This window comes from Enterobacter vonholyi (assembly GCF_008364555.1).
Taxonomy (GTDB): Bacteria; Pseudomonadota; Gammaproteobacteria; order Enterobacterales; family Enterobacteriaceae; genus Enterobacter; species Enterobacter vonholyi.
In genome coordinates, this window is the sequence record NZ_VTUC01000005.1 from 127680 (window position 1) to 142862 (window position 15183).

Here is a 15183-nt window from a genome sequence, read left to right on the forward strand (position 1 = left end):
CTTATTTTATAAATGGGCGGGTGAGTAACCCGACAGGGCCGGTGGAATACCAGCGACGGTTGCCGCGACTGCGTGAATCGCGACCGACGGCCTGGGTCAGGCGGTCAAGAATAATGGCGAGGATCACAATCCCGACGCCGCCAACGGTAGCCAGCCCCATGTCGAGACGGCCAATGCCGCGCAGCACCATCTGACCCAGACCGCCAACGGCGATCATCGAGGCAATCACCACCATCGAAAGGGCCAGCATCAGCGTCTGGTTAACGCCCGCCATGATGGTTGGCATGGCCAGCGGGAGCTGAACCTTAAACAGCATCTGGCGCGGGCTGGCGCCGAACGAGCGTGACGCTTCGATCAGGTCCGCAGGCACCTGGTTGATCCCGAGAATGGTCAGACGAATAATCGGCGGCAGCGCGAAGATAATGGTGACCACCACGCCCGGCACGTTGCCGATGCCGAACAGCATCACAATCGGCACCAGATAGACGAATGCCGGGGTAGTCTGCATTGCATCCAGCAGCGGACGGATAATCTTCGCCGCCCGCGGGCTGCGCGCCAGCCAGATCCCCATCGGCAGGCCGATGACGATGCAGAAGAGCAGGGCAGTCAGCACCAGCGCCAGGGTGATCATCGCCTGCGACCAGGCCCCAATCGCGCCGATGGCAATCAGCGAAATCAGCGTGGCGATCCCCATCCCGGCGCTGCCAAACTGCCAGGCAATCAGAGAGAACAGAATAATCGCCACCGGCGCCGGCATGCCCAGCATCAGCTGCTGGAAGCCGTTCAGGATGTAATCCACCGGAATGCGGATCCCCTGGAAAACCGGGCGGAAGTGCGTCACCACCCAGTCGATCCCCTCCGTGACCCAGCTGTCCAGCGGGATCAGCGTTTTATGGAACGGATCCATGATGTTGAAGTGCTCTGGCGCAGGCGCGGGTGCGCTATTGAGCCAGTCTGCCGCGCCGCCGCCATCGGCAGGAGCTGGCGTGGAACCCCACGCATCGGCGGATTGAGTAGCGCTGTCCGATGCATCAGCGGTGCCCCACGGGTTTGATTGGTCAGCCATTGTTTGCCCCCTCGCGATCTAAAGCCTGCAGCAGCATGCGTTTTGAGATGATGCCGACGTACTGTTGTTCTTCACCCACGACCGGCACGGCACACGGTGCCTGTCCCACGTGAGAAAGCAACTCGCTGAGCGGCGTTTCGGCGTCCACGGCAAGCGGAGCGTCAATTAACGCCGCATCGATGCCCCTGTTTTCGCCAAGCGCGGTTTTCAGGGAGTCGATGGAGACAACGCCGACAAATTTATTGCCGCGTTCAACCAGATAACCGTATTCACGGTCTTCGTCCTGCAGCAGCTTAAGCGCCGAGCGTGGGCCGAAACCTGGGGTTTTACGAATAATGCCGTTTGGCGTTCGACGGGCAATATCTTTGGCGCTAAAGACCTGGCTAATATCCACGCCGCGGAAGAAGGTGCGTACATAATCATTCGCCGGATTATTGAGAATTTCATCCGGCGTGCCGACCTGCACCACTTCACCGTTTTGCATAATGGCAATACGGTCGCCAATACGCATGGCTTCATCCAGATCGTGGGAAATAAACACAATGGTTCGCTGATGTTTAGCCTGTAATTTTACCAGCTCGTCCTGCATCTCGGTACGAATTAACGGATCGAGGGCGGAGAAGGCTTCGTCCATTAATAATATGTCTGGATTAATGGCTAATGCGCGGGCTAATCCCACGCGCTGGCGCATACCGCCGGAAAGTTCATCCGGGTACGCATGCGCATAATTTTCCAGCCCAACCTGACGCAGTGCATCCAGAGCTTTTTCCTGACGTTCCTGAGCCGGCGTGCCGGCTAATTCCATGCCGAAGGCGGTATTATCCAGTACCGTCATGTGCGGCATTAGTGCGAATGACTGAAACACCATTGCGATCTTCTTTCTGCGCACCTCGCGAAGCTCGGCGTCTGATATTCTGGCGATATCCACGCCGTCAATCAGCACCTGTCCGCGGGTGGGTTCAATCAGGCGATTGAGAAGGCGAACCATAGTGGATTTACCCGAACCGGATAATCCCATGATGACAAAAATCTCGCCTTCTTCAATGGCCAGACTGGCGTCTTTAACGCCAAGCGATAGCCCGGTTTTTTCCAGAATTTGCTCTTTTGTGAGGCCTTTCTCAATATATTTGAATGCGCGCTGCGGGTGCTCGCCAAATACTTTATAAAGATTTTTCACTTCTAATTTAATTGCCATGCAATAGAGAGTGTCCCGTTATTTGTTTATGCCGATATGATTACCATGGTAAATTGTTAACGGGCATAACCCTAACATACTGAGAATCTGAGACAACCCTGGGTTTGCTTATGGCATGAATTTTCAGGGAAGCGAAACGGCTGAATTTCCCATGAATAAAGGGCCGAGCGTGATTTGAATTTTTCTCAATTTTTTGCTCTGGAGTCGGGGAATTTCGCCTGAATCGGACGATTCAGGCGAATATGGCGTGGAAATGACAGTGTAGTTGCTTTGTAAATATTAGAGAGGAAATTGTTGGGTTTATATTAAATTAACGAACGTTAACGTTCATTAAAAATCCCAGTCTTCATCTTCGGTTTCCACCACTTTGCCCATCACATACGATGAGCCCGATCCCGAGAAGAAATCGTGGTTTTCGTCGGCGTTGGGCGACAGCGCAGCCAGAATGGCCGGGTTCACTTCCGCCATCTCCGGTGGGAAAAGCGCCTCGTAGCCCAGGTTCATCAGCGCCTTGTTGGCGTTGTAGCAGAGGAAGGCCTTCACGTCTTCCTCCCAGCCGGTGCCGGCGTAGAGTTCCTCGGTATAGCTCAACTCGTTGTCGTACAGATCCATCAGCAAATCGAGCGCAAAGCCTTTAAGCTCATCGCGCTTTGCCTCGCTGATTTTCTCCAGCCCTTTCTGATACTTATAGCCGATATAATACCCATGTACCGCTTCATCACGAATGATAAGGCGAATCAAATCGGCGGTGTTGGTGAGCTTGCCCCGGCTCGACCAGTACATGGGCAGCCAGAAGCCGGAATAGAAGAGGAACGATTCCAGGAATACGCTGGCGATTTTCTTCTTCAGCGGCTCGTCGGCCCGATAATACGTCAGTACCAGCTCCGCCTTTCTCTGTAATGACTCACTCTCTTCACTCCAGGTATAGGCTGCATCCACGTCTTTGGTCTGGCACAGCGTGGAGAAAATCGAGCTGTAAGAGCGGGCGTGCACCGCCTCCATAAAGCTGATGTTCGACATCACCGCCTCTTCGTGCGGCGTCAGCGCGTCGCTCATCAGAGCAGGTGCGCCAACGGTATTCTGAATGGTGTCCAGCAGCGTCAGGCCGGTAAAGACGCGGATCGTCAGCTGCTGCTCGGCGTGGCCGAGCGTTTGCCAGGCCGGAATATCGTTGGAGAGCGGGACCTTTTCCGGCAGCCAGAAGTTGCTGGTCAGGCGGTTCCACACCTCCAGGTCTTTGTCGTCCTGGATTTTGTTCCAGTTCACGGCACTCACGCGTGACAGTTTCATCCTTTCTCCTTACAGCGCGCAGGACACGCAGCCTTCGATTTCGGTGCCTTCCAGCGCAAGCTGGCGCAGGCGAATGTAGTAGAGCGTTTTGATGCCTTTCTTCCAGGCGTAGATCTGCGCCCTGTTGATATCCCTCGTGGTGGCGGTATCCGGGAAGAACAGCGTCAGCGAGAGCCCCTGATCCACGTGTTTCGTCGCCTCGGCGTAGGTGTCGATGATTTTTTCCGGGCCGATCTCATACGCGTCCTGGTATAAAGCCAGGTTCTCATTGGTCATAAACGGGGCAGGGTAGTAAACGCGCCCGGTTTTGCCTTCCTTACGAATTTCAATTTTCGACACGATCGGGTGAATGCTCGACGTGGCGTGGTTGATATAGGAGATCGAACCGGTTGGCGGCACGGCCTGCAGGTTCTGGTTATAAATGCCGTAGCGAATCACGTCGTCACGCAGCTGGTGCCACATCTCGCGCGTCGGCAGAGTAATCCCCGCGCGGGCAAACAGTTCGCGCACTTTTTCGGTTTTCGGCTGCCAGTCGCCTTCCAGATACTGGCTGAAGTATTCCCCGCTGGCGTAGCGGGACTGCTCAAAGCCCGCGAACCGCTGGTTGCGCTCGCGCGCCAGCATCATCGAGGTGTGCAGCGCGTGCCAGGTAATGGTGTAGAAATAGAGGTTGGTGAAGTCCAGCCCTTCCGGACTGCCGTAGGCGATGCCCTCCCGCGCCAGGTAGCCGTGCAGGTTCATCTGCCCCAGCCCGATGGCGTGCGACGCGGCGTTACCCGCTTCAATAGACGGCACGCTGCGGATATGGCTCATGTCCGATACCGCCGTTAGCCCGCGAATGGCGGTCTCCACCGTGCGGCCAAAGTCTGGGGAATCCATGGTGTGGGCAATATTCAGCGACCCGAGGTTGCAGGAGATATCCTTGCCGACGTCCGCGTAGTCCAAATTCTCGTCGTAGGCCGATGCGCTGTTGACCTGCAAAATCTCCGAGCACAGGTTGCTCATATTGATGCGCCCGGCAATCGGGTTCGCGCGGTTCACCGTATCTTCATACATGATGTACGGATAGCCGGACTCAAACTGGATCTCCGCAAGCGTCTGGAAGAAATCGCGGGCGTTGATGGTTTTTTTGCGAATGCGATCGTCAGCCACCAGCTCGTTGTACAGCTCGCTGATGGCCACATCGCCAAACGCTTTGCCGTAAATACGCTCAACGTCGTACGGCGAGAAGAGCGCCATGTCGGCATTCTCTTTGGCCAGTTTAAAGGTGATATCCGGGATCACCACGCCCAGCGACAGGGTTTTGATGCGGATTTTTTCGTCGGCGTTTTCGCGTTTGGTATCGAGAAAACGCAGAATGTCCGGATGATGCGCGTGCAGGTAAACCGCTCCCGCACCCTGGCGCGCGCCAAGCTGGTTAGCATAAGAGAACGCATCCTCCAGCATCTTCATCACCGGGATCACGCCGGAAGACTGGTTTTCGATGCGCTTGATCGGCGCGCCCGCTTCACGCAGGTTAGAAAGCAGAAACGCCACGCCACCGCCGCGTTTGGAAAGCTGCAGCGCCGAGTTCACCGCGCGGCCAATCGACTCCATGTTATCTTCGATACGCAGCAGGAAGCAGGAAACCAGCTCGCCGCGCTGGGCTTTACCGCAGTTGAGGAAGGTCGGCGTGGCGGGCTGGAAGCGGCCGGAGAGGATCTCGTCGGTGAGCTGTTGCGCCAGCGCTTCATCGCCCTGCGCCAGGGTCAGTGCGACCATCACCACGCGATCTTCAAAGCTCTCTAAGTAGCGTTTGCCGTCGAAAGTCTTCAGCGTATAGCTGGTGTAGTACTTCCATGCGCCGAGGAAAGTCTGGAAACGAAAACCGCTGGCGTGGGCGCGTTCAAACAGCTTCACCACAAAGGCACGGTCGTAGCGGGTGAGTACGCGCGCGTCGTAGTAACCCTCGTTAACCAGATGGTCAAGACGTTCATCCTGGCTGGCAAAGGTCACGCTGTTGGGCCGCACGTGGGCGGCAAAAAAGGCGTCCACCGCCTCACGGTCTTTATCAAACTGAATGCGTCCCTCCCGGTCATAGAGGTTAAGCATCGCGTTTAATGCGTGGTAATCCGGCGTCGCCTGCATTACCCGTTCTGCGGTTGTCGTTGCCAAAATTCGTTCACTCCTTTACGCACGTTTTCGACGTCCTGCTGCGTCCCCATCAGCTCAAAGCGATAGAGATACGGCACGCCGCATTTTTGAGAGATGACATCCCCGGCGCGGCAAAAGGCATCGCCGAAATTGCGATTCCCCGCCGCGATCACGCCGCGGATTAGCCCGCGATTATGAGGATCGTTCAGAAAGCGGATCACCTGGCGAGGTACCGCGCCCGCCGTACCGCCTCCGCCATAGCTGGGCACCACCAGAATGTACGGTTCCTCTACACGGATCCGCTCCCGCTCGTTGAGCGGAATGCGCACCGCAGGCAGCCCGACGCGCTCAATAAAACGGAGCGTGTTTTCCGAGCTGCTGGAGAAGAACACCAGTCTGCTCATGCCCGTGCGGCCTGCGAGGCGAGGCGGTTGATCATGTCCGGGCGAAAGCCTGACCAGCTGGTCTCCCCGGCTACTACCACCGGAAGCTGACGGAAACCCTGCGCGCGAAGGGTGTCTGCGGCCTCGGGCTGCTGGTCAATATTCACCATCTCAAACGCCACGCCGCGGCTTTCCATCGCCCGTTTGGTCGCGTGGCACTGAACACAATCGTTACGAGTGTAAATAATAATGCTCATGATTCGTATTTCCATTTAAAATGAGAGAACGGCGCGAATCATCGCGTCAGGTTGTGTGTGTCTTGCTACAAGGAATACTAGATGTAGTTGCCTTAAGTTTCAACCATACAAGATATGGGAAATTTAGATTGATGATGTCCCGATGATGAGCCCAGCGGGGCAGGGCAGGCTATACGGGTTTTACAGGCGAGAAGATAAAGAAAAGCCCCGGCAGCTACTGACCACCGGGGCAGATAACGGTGCGCGTTCGGGTTATTTACGCAGGCTAAGCAGAGCGCCCACGAAGATACCGACTGCCGCTACCGTGCCGAGCGTACAGAGCGGTTTTTCGCGCACGAAGGTCGTTGCGCAGCTGACCGCATCGCAGGCAGCCTGTGTCGTACGCGTGCGGCCGTTTAAACGTGCGCGGGTTTCACGGAGCAGAGACTGAGCCTTACGCTTTGCGGCATCCGCTTCGTCCTTCGCGTCACTTCCCCAGGACTTCAGCACCTCTTCCAGCGTATCCGCTAATTGGCTGACATCATTACGAATATCCTGAGCGTCGTCGTTAATATCGTTTCGGTTCGGTCTGTTAAACATGCGATCCTCCGTAATTTTGTGTTCCCGTTCAGTTTAGTTCAGAAATTTAATATCTGAAGCCCATCACGCGTTATCCGGCAGTTTATGGACTATTCTGAAAGCCCTGCTATTGCTGAATACTGTAAGGTTGCCGGGCAGGAAAAGATAACGAGGAAAAGATATGTATTTACGACCTGACGAGGTGGCACGCGTTCTTGAAAAAGAGGGATTCACCATGGATGAGGTGACGCCAAAAGCGTATGGATATCGCCGCGGCGAGAATTATGTTTATGTTAATCGCGAAGCAAGAATGGGACGTACCGCTCTCATTATTCACCCGACGCTGAAAGACAGAAGCCTGTCATTTGCTGAGCCTGCCTCGGATATTAAAACCTGCGATCATTATCAGCAATTTCCGCTCTATTTAGGCGGTGAACGGCATGAGCATTATGGTATTCCGCACGGTTTCAGTTCGCGTATGGCGCTGGAGCGATTTTTGAAGGGACTGTTTGGCGACGTACAGTAAATCCGCGACTGGCGTGCGCCAGTCGCTTCACATCACGCTTTTGCCTGGCTGTACTGGCTGACCTTAAACAGGCGGCGGCAGTAGTCGAGGAAATAGCCGTAAACGGCTCCCATCAGCATCGAAATGACAATATTCGAACTCACTGCCGCAGCGATCTGGTGCCAGTCTGCGCCGACTGTCAGAAGAATGGCCACGTAAACCGGCGACTGGAACGTTACATACGCCAGGACGTCTGCCAGGTTTTTCACCCAGCCTGCAGGACTAATTCGACGCGCGAAACGCATTACCGCATCGCGGTATAATCCGTAAGGCCATGCAATAATAATATTGACCGGGATCGCCACCAGACGAGAAGAAAGTGACTGCTCGAAGGACATTCCGGAGAGGAATATTTCGATCAGCATGTTCACGACGGAACAGTAAACAACCATCGCGAAGGTATCCGCCACCGCGTGGCGCAGGCGAGATTGCGGCGAGAACATGTCTGAACTCCTTGAGAAGAACACAAAAGAAACGATTTCCCTTCAGCGCATAGTGCTTTAGGTTGGTTTGTTTGACGTGTATAGCGTATATCTCTGAGTTTGAACTAACAACTAGTGATTAATTTTTATTTAATCGCCTTTTGTCCACAAAATTCTCTAAAGTTGTTCGTTTTTTGCTCCGATCGTTATAATCTCTCTTGTTTGGCTTTTTTTATATCAAAATCAATAGTTTGGTTTTATTGATGGCGCAGGCGACGAATCCGCCTTCTGACAGCGGCGAAGTATGCTGCGATTTGGAGTAAAGTTGACCATTTATATTAATGCGGTGATTAGATTCCCCTGTTTCCTGGCAGCCCCGTGCGCTATTATTCGCAATGAGATTTTAATATATTTACACTGAAGCCCATACGGACCCTTGGGTAGATATTTCAACTCAAATGAATTATTCTGTCGGCGATTTATCTATTTACCCCAAAGAAAGGTTTTCAAATAATATGTCTTTGACGTTACAGAATCTTAATAATATCCGAACCCTGCGCGCCATGGCGCGTGAATTATCCCTGGACGTTCTTGAGGAAATGCTGGAAAAGGTCAGGGTCGTTACTGAAGAGAAACGGAGTGAACTGACGGAATTAGAGCAGCAGCGCGCCGAGCAGCAGGAAAAAATTAATGCCCTGCTGGAACTGATGAAAGCCGATGGTATTTCACCGACCGATCTGCTGGGCTCTGAACTGGCGCTGGCGGGTAAGCAAACGAAAAAGCGTAAGCCGCGTGAAGCAAAATATCGCTTTATTGACCAGAACGGTGAAGAGAAAACGTGGACCGGCCAGGGCCGCACGCCTAAGCCTATTGCCAGCGCGCTGGAAAACGGTAAATCACTGGATGATTTTCTAATCTAATGCGTTGACCGGGCGGAACATGCCGCCCGGTTATCTGTTCAGCAGACGCCGAAATCACCTTCTTCGCTATACGGCGCAACATCGGCGGCTTTCAGCGTATATTTCTCGCCTTGCTCATTGCTGGCCTGGACCGCCACAATGCTGTCACCGTTCACTTCGAGCACTTTCAGTTTCGGGCCGCCTTTACGCGGTTGCACATAATCACCGACAGAAAACATATTACCTCCTCATCGTTTTAGCGATCTTCACATTAGCCCACGCATGACGCCGGGTACAGCGTATTTCACCGATTACTGCTTATGAGTTACGTCGGTTCCATGGCATCACCCTAAGCAGTCGCGCCATGCCGCAAAAGCCCGTCACACCGGCAAACAGCAGCCCGGCACCGACAAAGCCGCTGAGCAGGAAAAAGCCGCTGGAGACGCTATAGCCCAGAACCACGCCACAGAGTATCAGCAGCCCGGCGGCAATTTGCACCTGACGCATCAGCGGCAGCGGCTGGGATTTGTCTTCGACAGTTGGCAGCCCGGCCTGCTTCCAGCCCTGAATGCCACCCTCGACCACAAATGCCTGAGCGGGAACGGCAGCCTGCGCCAGGCGATCGGCATTGCCTGAGGTACGGGCGCCGGACTGGCAGTGAAAAATCCCCGTTTCGCCCGCCTGCGTTTTAAGTCCACCGGGTAAGGTACCCAGCGGCACGGACCGCGCGGCGGGAATATGCTCGCGGGCGTACTCATCGGCATCACGAATATCAATCAGTTTTGCGCCTTCAGCGATGCGGGCACTGGCCTCGCGCGGCGAAATAAGGGGAAGTGACATAGCGGCTCCTTACGGGCAATAAAGCTTTTTCAGGGTGCTGATGAGCTGATGCACCGCATCGTTTTTAATGAAATAGAGAATGCGCTGCGCGTCGCGGGTGCTGTCGATAAGACCTTCCTCACGCATGCGCGCCAGATGCTGCGATGTGGCGGAAGGACTAAGCCCCGTGGCTCGCGCCAGTTCTCCCGCGCTGGTGCCGGGCGCTCCGCACAGGGTGCAGAGGATCAGCAGCCTACGCGGGTTGCTCATCGCTTTTAAGAGTGTGGCGGCCTGCTCGGCGCTGGCCTGAAGCTGTTCGAGTTCAGTCATGGTACTTTAGTGTTTTCTTAATTAAGGTAATGCTAAAGTAATTGTGCGCATTAAGCCAGCGTCAAAAGCGTAAACGAGGGTAAACGCGGGGCAGAGAACTGGCGCAGCCGGGTAAACTGGCTATGCTTACAAAGAGTTCTCTTTATTATTTTCAATGGATTAGCTTGCACGGAGTTTTGATATGGGTTTTTGGCGTATTGTTTTTACCATCCTGTTGCCGCCGCTGGGCGTGCTGTTAGGCAAAGGGTTTGGCTGGGCGTTTATTATCAACATTCTTCTGACGCTGCTGGGTTACTTCCCCGGCCTCATTCACGCTTTTTGGGTACAGAGCAAAAGCTAAGCGCGCCACAGTAAATCGCTATAAATATCGGTCAGCACCCCCGCAGGGCCAAACTCCTTCTTGATCCAGCGCGTGACCTGGCCGGTTGCGGCATGCTGCGTGGCGAGCAGCATGCGCGAGTCCTGACGTGGGTTATTGATACGCCGCGTCACCAGCAGGCCATCTTCAACCGCTTCCCGCGCCATATATTCCGGCAAAAAGCCTATCCCTTCGCCCAGGATCTGACACTGACACTTGGTGTTAAAGTCCGGCACCAGAATCGCCTCCTGCCCGTGCAGCAGCCAGCCGACCTTTTTGTTAATGGTGTGCGCGGTATCTTCCACCATGATGTTGGGATACAGGCGCAGCTGGCTTTCCGCTATCGGTTCCGGAACGAACGCCAGCGGGTGCTCCGGCGCGATGGCAAACACCCAGCGAATGGCGCCGATTTCGGTGTAGTCAATTCCGCCGCCGTCGAGCAGCGTGTCCGGCGCGCCAATGGCGATATTGGCCTGGTTGTTGATGATGGAGTCCCACACGCCGTTATAGACCTCGGTGGTGACGGTGATCTGACAGGTGGGGAACTGCTTTTTCAGCACCTGTAGCAGCCGCGCGGTATGGCGCGGCGTATACAACAGCTGGTTGATACAGATGCGTACACGCGCCTCGATGCCCTGTGAAATGGTATCAATCCCGCGCTTGATGGCGTGAAAGTCGTTAAGCAGGTCGGTGGCTTTGCGGTAAAAGTAAAAGCCGGACTCGGTTAGCTCAATGCTGCGCGTGCTGCGGACGAACAGCACCACGTCCAGCCCGGTCTCCATGCGCTTAATGGTGTAACTGATGGCGGAGGTCGTTACACCCAGTTCGGCGGCGGCTTTGCTGAAGCTGCCGAAGCGTGCGGCGGTGGTAAAGGCCAGCAGGTTCTCCTCGGTAAAGATGGAATTCATATCTCACTCCCTTCAGCCATCAGTTTTGAACATATTTTAACAGCGTCGTTACAACGCATTTGAAGCCGATCACAGTTCTGGCTATTTCATCAATGCCGCGCCATACAAGGCTTTTTCAGACATAAGCATAATGCGTTTTGACGCGCTAAAAAGCGGTTAAACATAAGAAAAAGGTTGCACAGACGCACGTTTTGACCGGTTTGTTGAATTTACCTCAACAATGAATTGTCTGTCGATGAATCATTTTTAAGCGGATTCTTTTATGACCAGGCTGTTGCTATTCTCAGGTCAACAGAAATAAAAACATCGGGAGTCTGAATATGTCTGCAACTGAACTGGTTACGGAATTTTTGCTGGCGGCAGAAGAAGGCAATAGCGATGCGCTAAAAGCCTGTCTGGAGAAGGGCGTGGATATTAACGCCACGAACCGCCAGAAAAGAACCGCCGTTATTATTGCCAGCCTGAAAAAACATTATGCCTGCGTGGAGTTCTTAATTGCCGCCGGGGCGGATATTGATAAACAGGATCAGACCTGCTTTAACCCCTTCCTGATTAGCTGCCTGACGAACGATATAACTCTCCTGCGGCTGGTATTACCCGCGAACCCGGATCTCGACCGCCTGACGCGCTTCGGCGGCGTAGGCATTACGCCAGCCAGTGAAAAAGGGCACGTGGAGATCGTCCGCGAGCTGCTGGAAAAAACCGATATCAACGTTAACCACACCAATTTTGTCGGCTGGACGCCGCTGCTGGAAGCCATCGTACTCAACGACGGCGGCGCAAAGCAGCAGGATATCGTGAAGCTGCTGCTGGAGCATGGCGCGAACCCGCATATGACCGACAAATACGGCAAAACCCCGCTCGAACTGGCGCGGGAGAAAGGCTTCACCGAGATTGCAGACCTGCTGCTGGCGGCGGGCGCATAAGACGGTCGGTCAGCCCATTCCGGCTGGCCGCTAATTAAATAAAGCATTTTTACCGACGTGCATTTTGCACGACGGCGGCCTCCTTTTATCCGCGAACAGGTGCAAATAATGCCAACGAAAATCGTGATTAAAAAGAACACCTATTTTGACTCCGTATCATTAATGTCCGTTTCCACTAAAGCCAATAAATTGCCGGGCGTCGAACAGGCCTTTGTCGCCATGGCAACGGAAATGAATAAGGGCGTTTTAAAAAACCTCGGGCTGTTAACGCCGGAATTAAATGAGGCGAAAAACGGTGACCTGATGATCGTCATTAAAGGCGACGCGGCGAATGAAGAAACGCTGGCCGCTATTGAAGCGCTGTTCACGCGTAAAGAGAGCGCGGGCTCCCATGAAGCGCGCTACGCGACGATTGCCAGCGCCAAAACCCATCGCCCGGACAGCAACCTCGCGGTGATTTCCGTCAACGGGACCTTCGCCGCCCGCGAAGCGCGTCAGGCGCTGGAAAACGATCTCAACGTGATGCTGTTTTCCGATAACGTGTCGCTTGACGACGAGCTGGCGCTGAAGCAGCTGGCGCACCAGAAAGGGTTGCTGATGATGGGGCCGGACTGCGGCACCGCCATCATCAACGGCGCGGGACTGTGCTTCGCCAACGCGGTGCGTCGCGGACCGATTGGTATCGTCGGCGCATCCGGCACCGGCAGCCAGGAGCTGAGCGTGCGTATTCACGAATTCGGCGGCGGCGTGTCGCAGCTGATCGGCACCGGCGGACGCGATCTCAGCGAGAAGATCGGCGGCCTGATGATGCTCGACGCCATCGACATGCTGGAAGCCGACGAGGGTACAGAAGTGATTGCGCTGATCTCCAAGCCGCCCGCGCCTGCGGTGGCGGAGAAAGTGCTGGCCCGCGCGCGCGCCTGTGGTAAGCCCGTGATCGCGTGCTTCCTCGGGCGCAATGAACCGCCCGCCGATGAGGACGGACTGCAGTTCGCGCGCGGCACCAAAGAGGCGGCGCTGAAGGCCGTCCTGCTCACCGGCATCAAAAAAGAGTCCCTCGATCTGCACCCGCTCAACTGGCCATTAATTGAAGAGGTGCGCGCTCGCCTGACCCCGCAGCAGAAGTACATTCGCGGCCTGTTCTGCGGCGGCACCCTGTGCGACGAGGCGATGTTTGCCGCTCTTGCGAAATTCGACGACGTTTACAGCAACATCCAGCCGGATCCAGCTAAGCGCCTGAGCGACATCAGCGTCAGTAAAGCCCACACCTTCCTCGACTTTGGCGATGACGATTTCACCAACGGCAAGCCGCACCCGATGATTGACCCGACCAACCGCATCAGCCGCCTGCTCCAGGAGGCTCGCGACCCGGAAGTCGGGGTGATTGTGATGGACTTTGTGCTCGGCTTCGGCGCCCACGAGGATCCGGTCGGCGTGATGATCGACGCCATTAAAGAAGCACAGGCGATCGCGAAGGCCGATAACCGTCCGCTGGAGATCCTCGGCTACGTGCTCGGCACCGACCAGGATCCGCAGTCGCTGGCGCAGCAGTGTCAGCTGCTGACCGACGCAGGCGTCATCTGGGCCAGCAGCAGCACCAATACCGGATTACTGGCACGCGAATTTGTCTGCAAAGGGGAGAACGCATAATGACTACCTTATTTAACCAGCCGCTGAACGTCATTAACGTGGGTCTCGCGATGTTCAGCGACGATCTTAAAAAGCAGCACGTTCCCGTGACCCAGCTCGACTGGACGCCGCCGGGGCAGGGCAATATGCAGGTCGTTGAAGCGCTCGACCAGCTGGCGGAAAAACCGCTGGCGGAGAAAATCGCCGCTGCCAACCAAATCGCCCTTGAGCGCATTATTCAGTCTCATCCGGTGCTGGTGGGCTATGACCAGGCGATTAACGTTGTGCCGGGGATGACCCGCACCACCATTCTGCACGCCGGTCCGCCTGTCTCCTGGGAAAACATGTGCGGCGCGATGAAGGGCGCGGTCACCGGGGCGCTGGTGTTTGAAGGGCTGGCGAAAGATCTGGACGACGCGGCGCGACTTGCCGCCTCCGGGAAGATCGCCTTCTCGCCGTGCCACGAGCACGACTGCGTGGGCTCCATGGCGGGCGTCACCTCCGCGTCGATGTTTATGCACATCGTTGAAAACAAAACCTACGGCAACCGCGCGTTCACCAACCTTAGCGAGCAGATGGCGAAGATCCTGCGCATGGGGGCCAACGACCAGAGCGTCATCGACCGCCTGAACTGGATGCGCGACGTGCTCGGCCCGATGCTGCGCGACGCGATGAAGATTATCGGCGAAATCGACCTGCGCCTGATGCTGGCCCAGGCGCTGCACATGGGCGACGAGTGCCACAACCGCAATAACGCGGGCACGACGCTGCTGATCCAGGCGCTGGCGCCGGGGCTAATTCAGGCGGGCTATCCGGTGGAGCAGCAGCGCGAGGTGTTCGAGTTTGTTGCCAGCAGCGACTACTTCTCCGGCCCGACGTGGATGGCGATGTGTAAAGCCGCGCTGGACGCCGCCCACGGCATTGAATACAGCACCGTGGTTACCACCATGGCGCGCAACGGCTACGAATTCGGCCTGCGCGTTTCGGGGCTTCCGGGGCAGTGGTTCACCGGCCCGGCGCAGAAGGTGATTGGCCCGATGTTTGCGGGCTACCGGCCGGAAGATTCCGGGCTGGATATCGGCGACAGCGCCATTACCGAAACCTACGGCATCGGCGGCTTTGCGATGGCGACGGCTCCGGCGATTGTCGCCCTGGTGGGCGGGACGGTGGAGGAAGCTATCGACTTCTCCCGCCAGATGCGCGAAATCACCCTCGGAGAAAACCCGAACGTCACCATTCCGCTGCTCTCGTTTATGGGGATCCCGACCGCCATCGACATCACGAAGGTCGCTGGCAGCGGCATTCTGCCGGTCATCAATACCGCCATTGCGCACAAAGACGCGGGCATCGGCATGATTGGGGCGGGCATCGTTCACCCGCCGTTTAGCTGTTTTGAAAAGGCGCTGTTGACCTTCCGCGATCGCTACTTTTTATAAGGCATGCAT

General features: G+C 55.7%; 18 protein-coding genes. 6 read left to right on the forward strand and 12 right to left on the reverse strand.

The features are described from left to right. Position 1: 1 nt before the first annotated feature. The 7 genes from proW to F0319_RS08535 form a co-directional block, all read right to left on the reverse strand. Positions 2 to 1066, reverse strand: a complete 1065-nt coding sequence (gene proW, locus F0319_RS08505) for a glycine betaine/L-proline ABC transporter permease ProW (protein ID WP_111965898.1) — start codon at positions 1064 to 1066, stop codon at positions 2 to 4. Next, positions 1059 to 2261, reverse strand: a complete 1203-nt coding sequence (proV, locus tag F0319_RS08510; RefSeq protein WP_024907685.1) for a glycine betaine/L-proline ABC transporter ATP-binding protein ProV — start codon at positions 2259 to 2261, stop codon at positions 1059 to 1061. Before proV ends, proW begins: the two co-directional genes overlap by 8 nt. A gap of 330 nt (positions 2262 to 2591) precedes the next feature. After that, positions 2592 to 3551, reverse strand: coding sequence for a class 1b ribonucleoside-diphosphate reductase subunit beta (gene nrdF, locus F0319_RS08515; protein ID WP_149366677.1), 960 nt, complete (start codon positions 3549 to 3551; stop codon positions 2592 to 2594). Positions 3552 to 3560: 9 nt separating this feature from the next. Continuing rightward, the gene (gene nrdE, locus F0319_RS08520; RefSeq protein ID WP_149366678.1) at positions 3561 to 5705 is read right to left on the reverse strand and encodes a class 1b ribonucleoside-diphosphate reductase subunit alpha; all 2145 of its coding nucleotides are present in this window, start codon (positions 5703 to 5705) and stop codon (positions 3561 to 3563) included. Continuing rightward, entirely contained in the window at positions 5678 to 6088 is a 411-nt protein-coding gene (nrdI, locus tag F0319_RS08525) for a class Ib ribonucleoside-diphosphate reductase assembly flavoprotein NrdI (RefSeq protein WP_133295016.1), read from the reverse strand. Before nrdI ends, nrdE begins: the two co-directional genes overlap by 28 nt. Then, a complete protein-coding gene (gene nrdH, locus F0319_RS08530) occupies positions 6085 to 6324 on the reverse strand; it encodes a glutaredoxin-like protein NrdH (RefSeq protein WP_111965893.1) in 240 nt (79 codons plus the stop codon). The genes nrdI and nrdH overlap by 4 nt, the downstream gene beginning before the upstream one ends. A gap of 252 nt (positions 6325 to 6576) precedes the next feature. After that, positions 6577 to 6903, reverse strand: a complete 327-nt coding sequence (locus tag F0319_RS08535) for an ElaB/YgaM/YqjD family protein (RefSeq protein ID WP_008502569.1) — start codon at positions 6901 to 6903, stop codon at positions 6577 to 6579. Between the two features lie 160 nt (positions 6904 to 7063). On the opposite strand from F0319_RS08535, the gene F0319_RS08540 reads away from it, so the two are divergent. Next, complete coding sequence (locus F0319_RS08540) at positions 7064 to 7408, forward strand: DUF2002 family protein (protein WP_023308923.1); 345 nt, start codon at positions 7064 to 7066, stop codon at positions 7406 to 7408. 32 nt (positions 7409 to 7440) lie between these two features. On the opposite strand, the gene alaE is transcribed toward F0319_RS08540, so the two are convergent. Beyond that, the gene (gene alaE / locus F0319_RS08545; protein WP_008502567.1) at positions 7441 to 7890 is read right to left on the reverse strand and encodes an L-alanine exporter AlaE; all 450 of its coding nucleotides are present in this window, start codon (positions 7888 to 7890) and stop codon (positions 7441 to 7443) included. Positions 7891 to 8384: 494 nt separating this feature from the next. Between alaE and stpA the strand changes: the two genes are divergently transcribed. Then, on the forward strand, positions 8385 to 8789 hold the full coding sequence (gene stpA, locus F0319_RS08550) for a DNA-binding protein StpA (protein WP_111965892.1): 405 nt from the start codon (positions 8385 to 8387) through the stop codon (positions 8787 to 8789). 38 nt (positions 8790 to 8827) lie between these two features. Here stpA and F0319_RS08555 read toward each other — a convergent pair whose 3' ends face one another. The 3 genes from F0319_RS08555 to F0319_RS08565 all read right to left on the reverse strand — a co-directional run bounded on the left by F0319_RS08555 (position 8828) and on the right by F0319_RS08565 (position 9917). Continuing rightward, the gene (locus F0319_RS08555) at positions 8828 to 9007 is read right to left on the reverse strand and encodes a YodC family protein (protein WP_133295013.1); all 180 of its coding nucleotides are present in this window, start codon (positions 9005 to 9007) and stop codon (positions 8828 to 8830) included. Between the two features lie 79 nt (positions 9008 to 9086). Beyond that, complete coding sequence (locus tag F0319_RS08560; RefSeq protein ID WP_149366679.1) at positions 9087 to 9608, reverse strand: rhodanese family protein; 522 nt, start codon at positions 9606 to 9608, stop codon at positions 9087 to 9089. Positions 9609 to 9617: 9 nt separating this feature from the next. Further along, positions 9618 to 9917, reverse strand: a complete 300-nt coding sequence (locus tag F0319_RS08565; protein WP_115876118.1) for an ArsR/SmtB family transcription factor — start codon at positions 9915 to 9917, stop codon at positions 9618 to 9620. Between the two features lie 181 nt (positions 9918 to 10098). On the opposite strand from F0319_RS08565, the gene F0319_RS08570 reads away from it, so the two are divergent. Beyond that, a complete protein-coding gene (locus F0319_RS08570) occupies positions 10099 to 10257 on the forward strand; it encodes a YqaE/Pmp3 family membrane protein (protein WP_045286357.1) in 159 nt (52 codons plus the stop codon). Here the strand turns inward: F0319_RS08570 and F0319_RS08575 are convergent. Beyond that, a complete protein-coding gene (locus F0319_RS08575; protein WP_149366680.1) occupies positions 10254 to 11183 on the reverse strand; it encodes a LysR substrate-binding domain-containing protein in 930 nt (309 codons plus the stop codon). The two genes, F0319_RS08570 and F0319_RS08575, sit on opposite strands and share 4 nt — an antisense overlap. A 320-nt stretch (positions 11184 to 11503) precedes the next feature. Here F0319_RS08575 and F0319_RS08580 point away from each other — a divergent pair, with 320 nt between their 5' ends. From F0319_RS08580 to F0319_RS08590, 3 genes are all read left to right on the forward strand, one after another. Then, positions 11504 to 12109: an ankyrin repeat domain-containing protein gene (locus F0319_RS08580; protein ID WP_149366681.1), complete on the forward strand. Its 606-nt coding sequence runs from the start codon at positions 11504 to 11506 to the stop codon at positions 12107 to 12109. A gap of 108 nt (positions 12110 to 12217) precedes the next feature. Continuing rightward, entirely contained in the window at positions 12218 to 13759 is a 1542-nt protein-coding gene (gene fdrA, locus F0319_RS08585) for an acyl-CoA synthetase FdrA (RefSeq protein WP_149366682.1), read from the forward strand. Further along, positions 13759 to 15174 (forward strand): YlbE family protein, encoded by a 1416-nt coding sequence (locus F0319_RS08590; protein ID WP_188035091.1) that lies wholly within the window; start codon positions 13759 to 13761, stop codon positions 15172 to 15174. The genes fdrA and F0319_RS08590 overlap by 1 nt, the downstream gene beginning before the upstream one ends. The last annotated feature ends 9 nt before the right edge of the window (positions 15175 to 15183 follow it).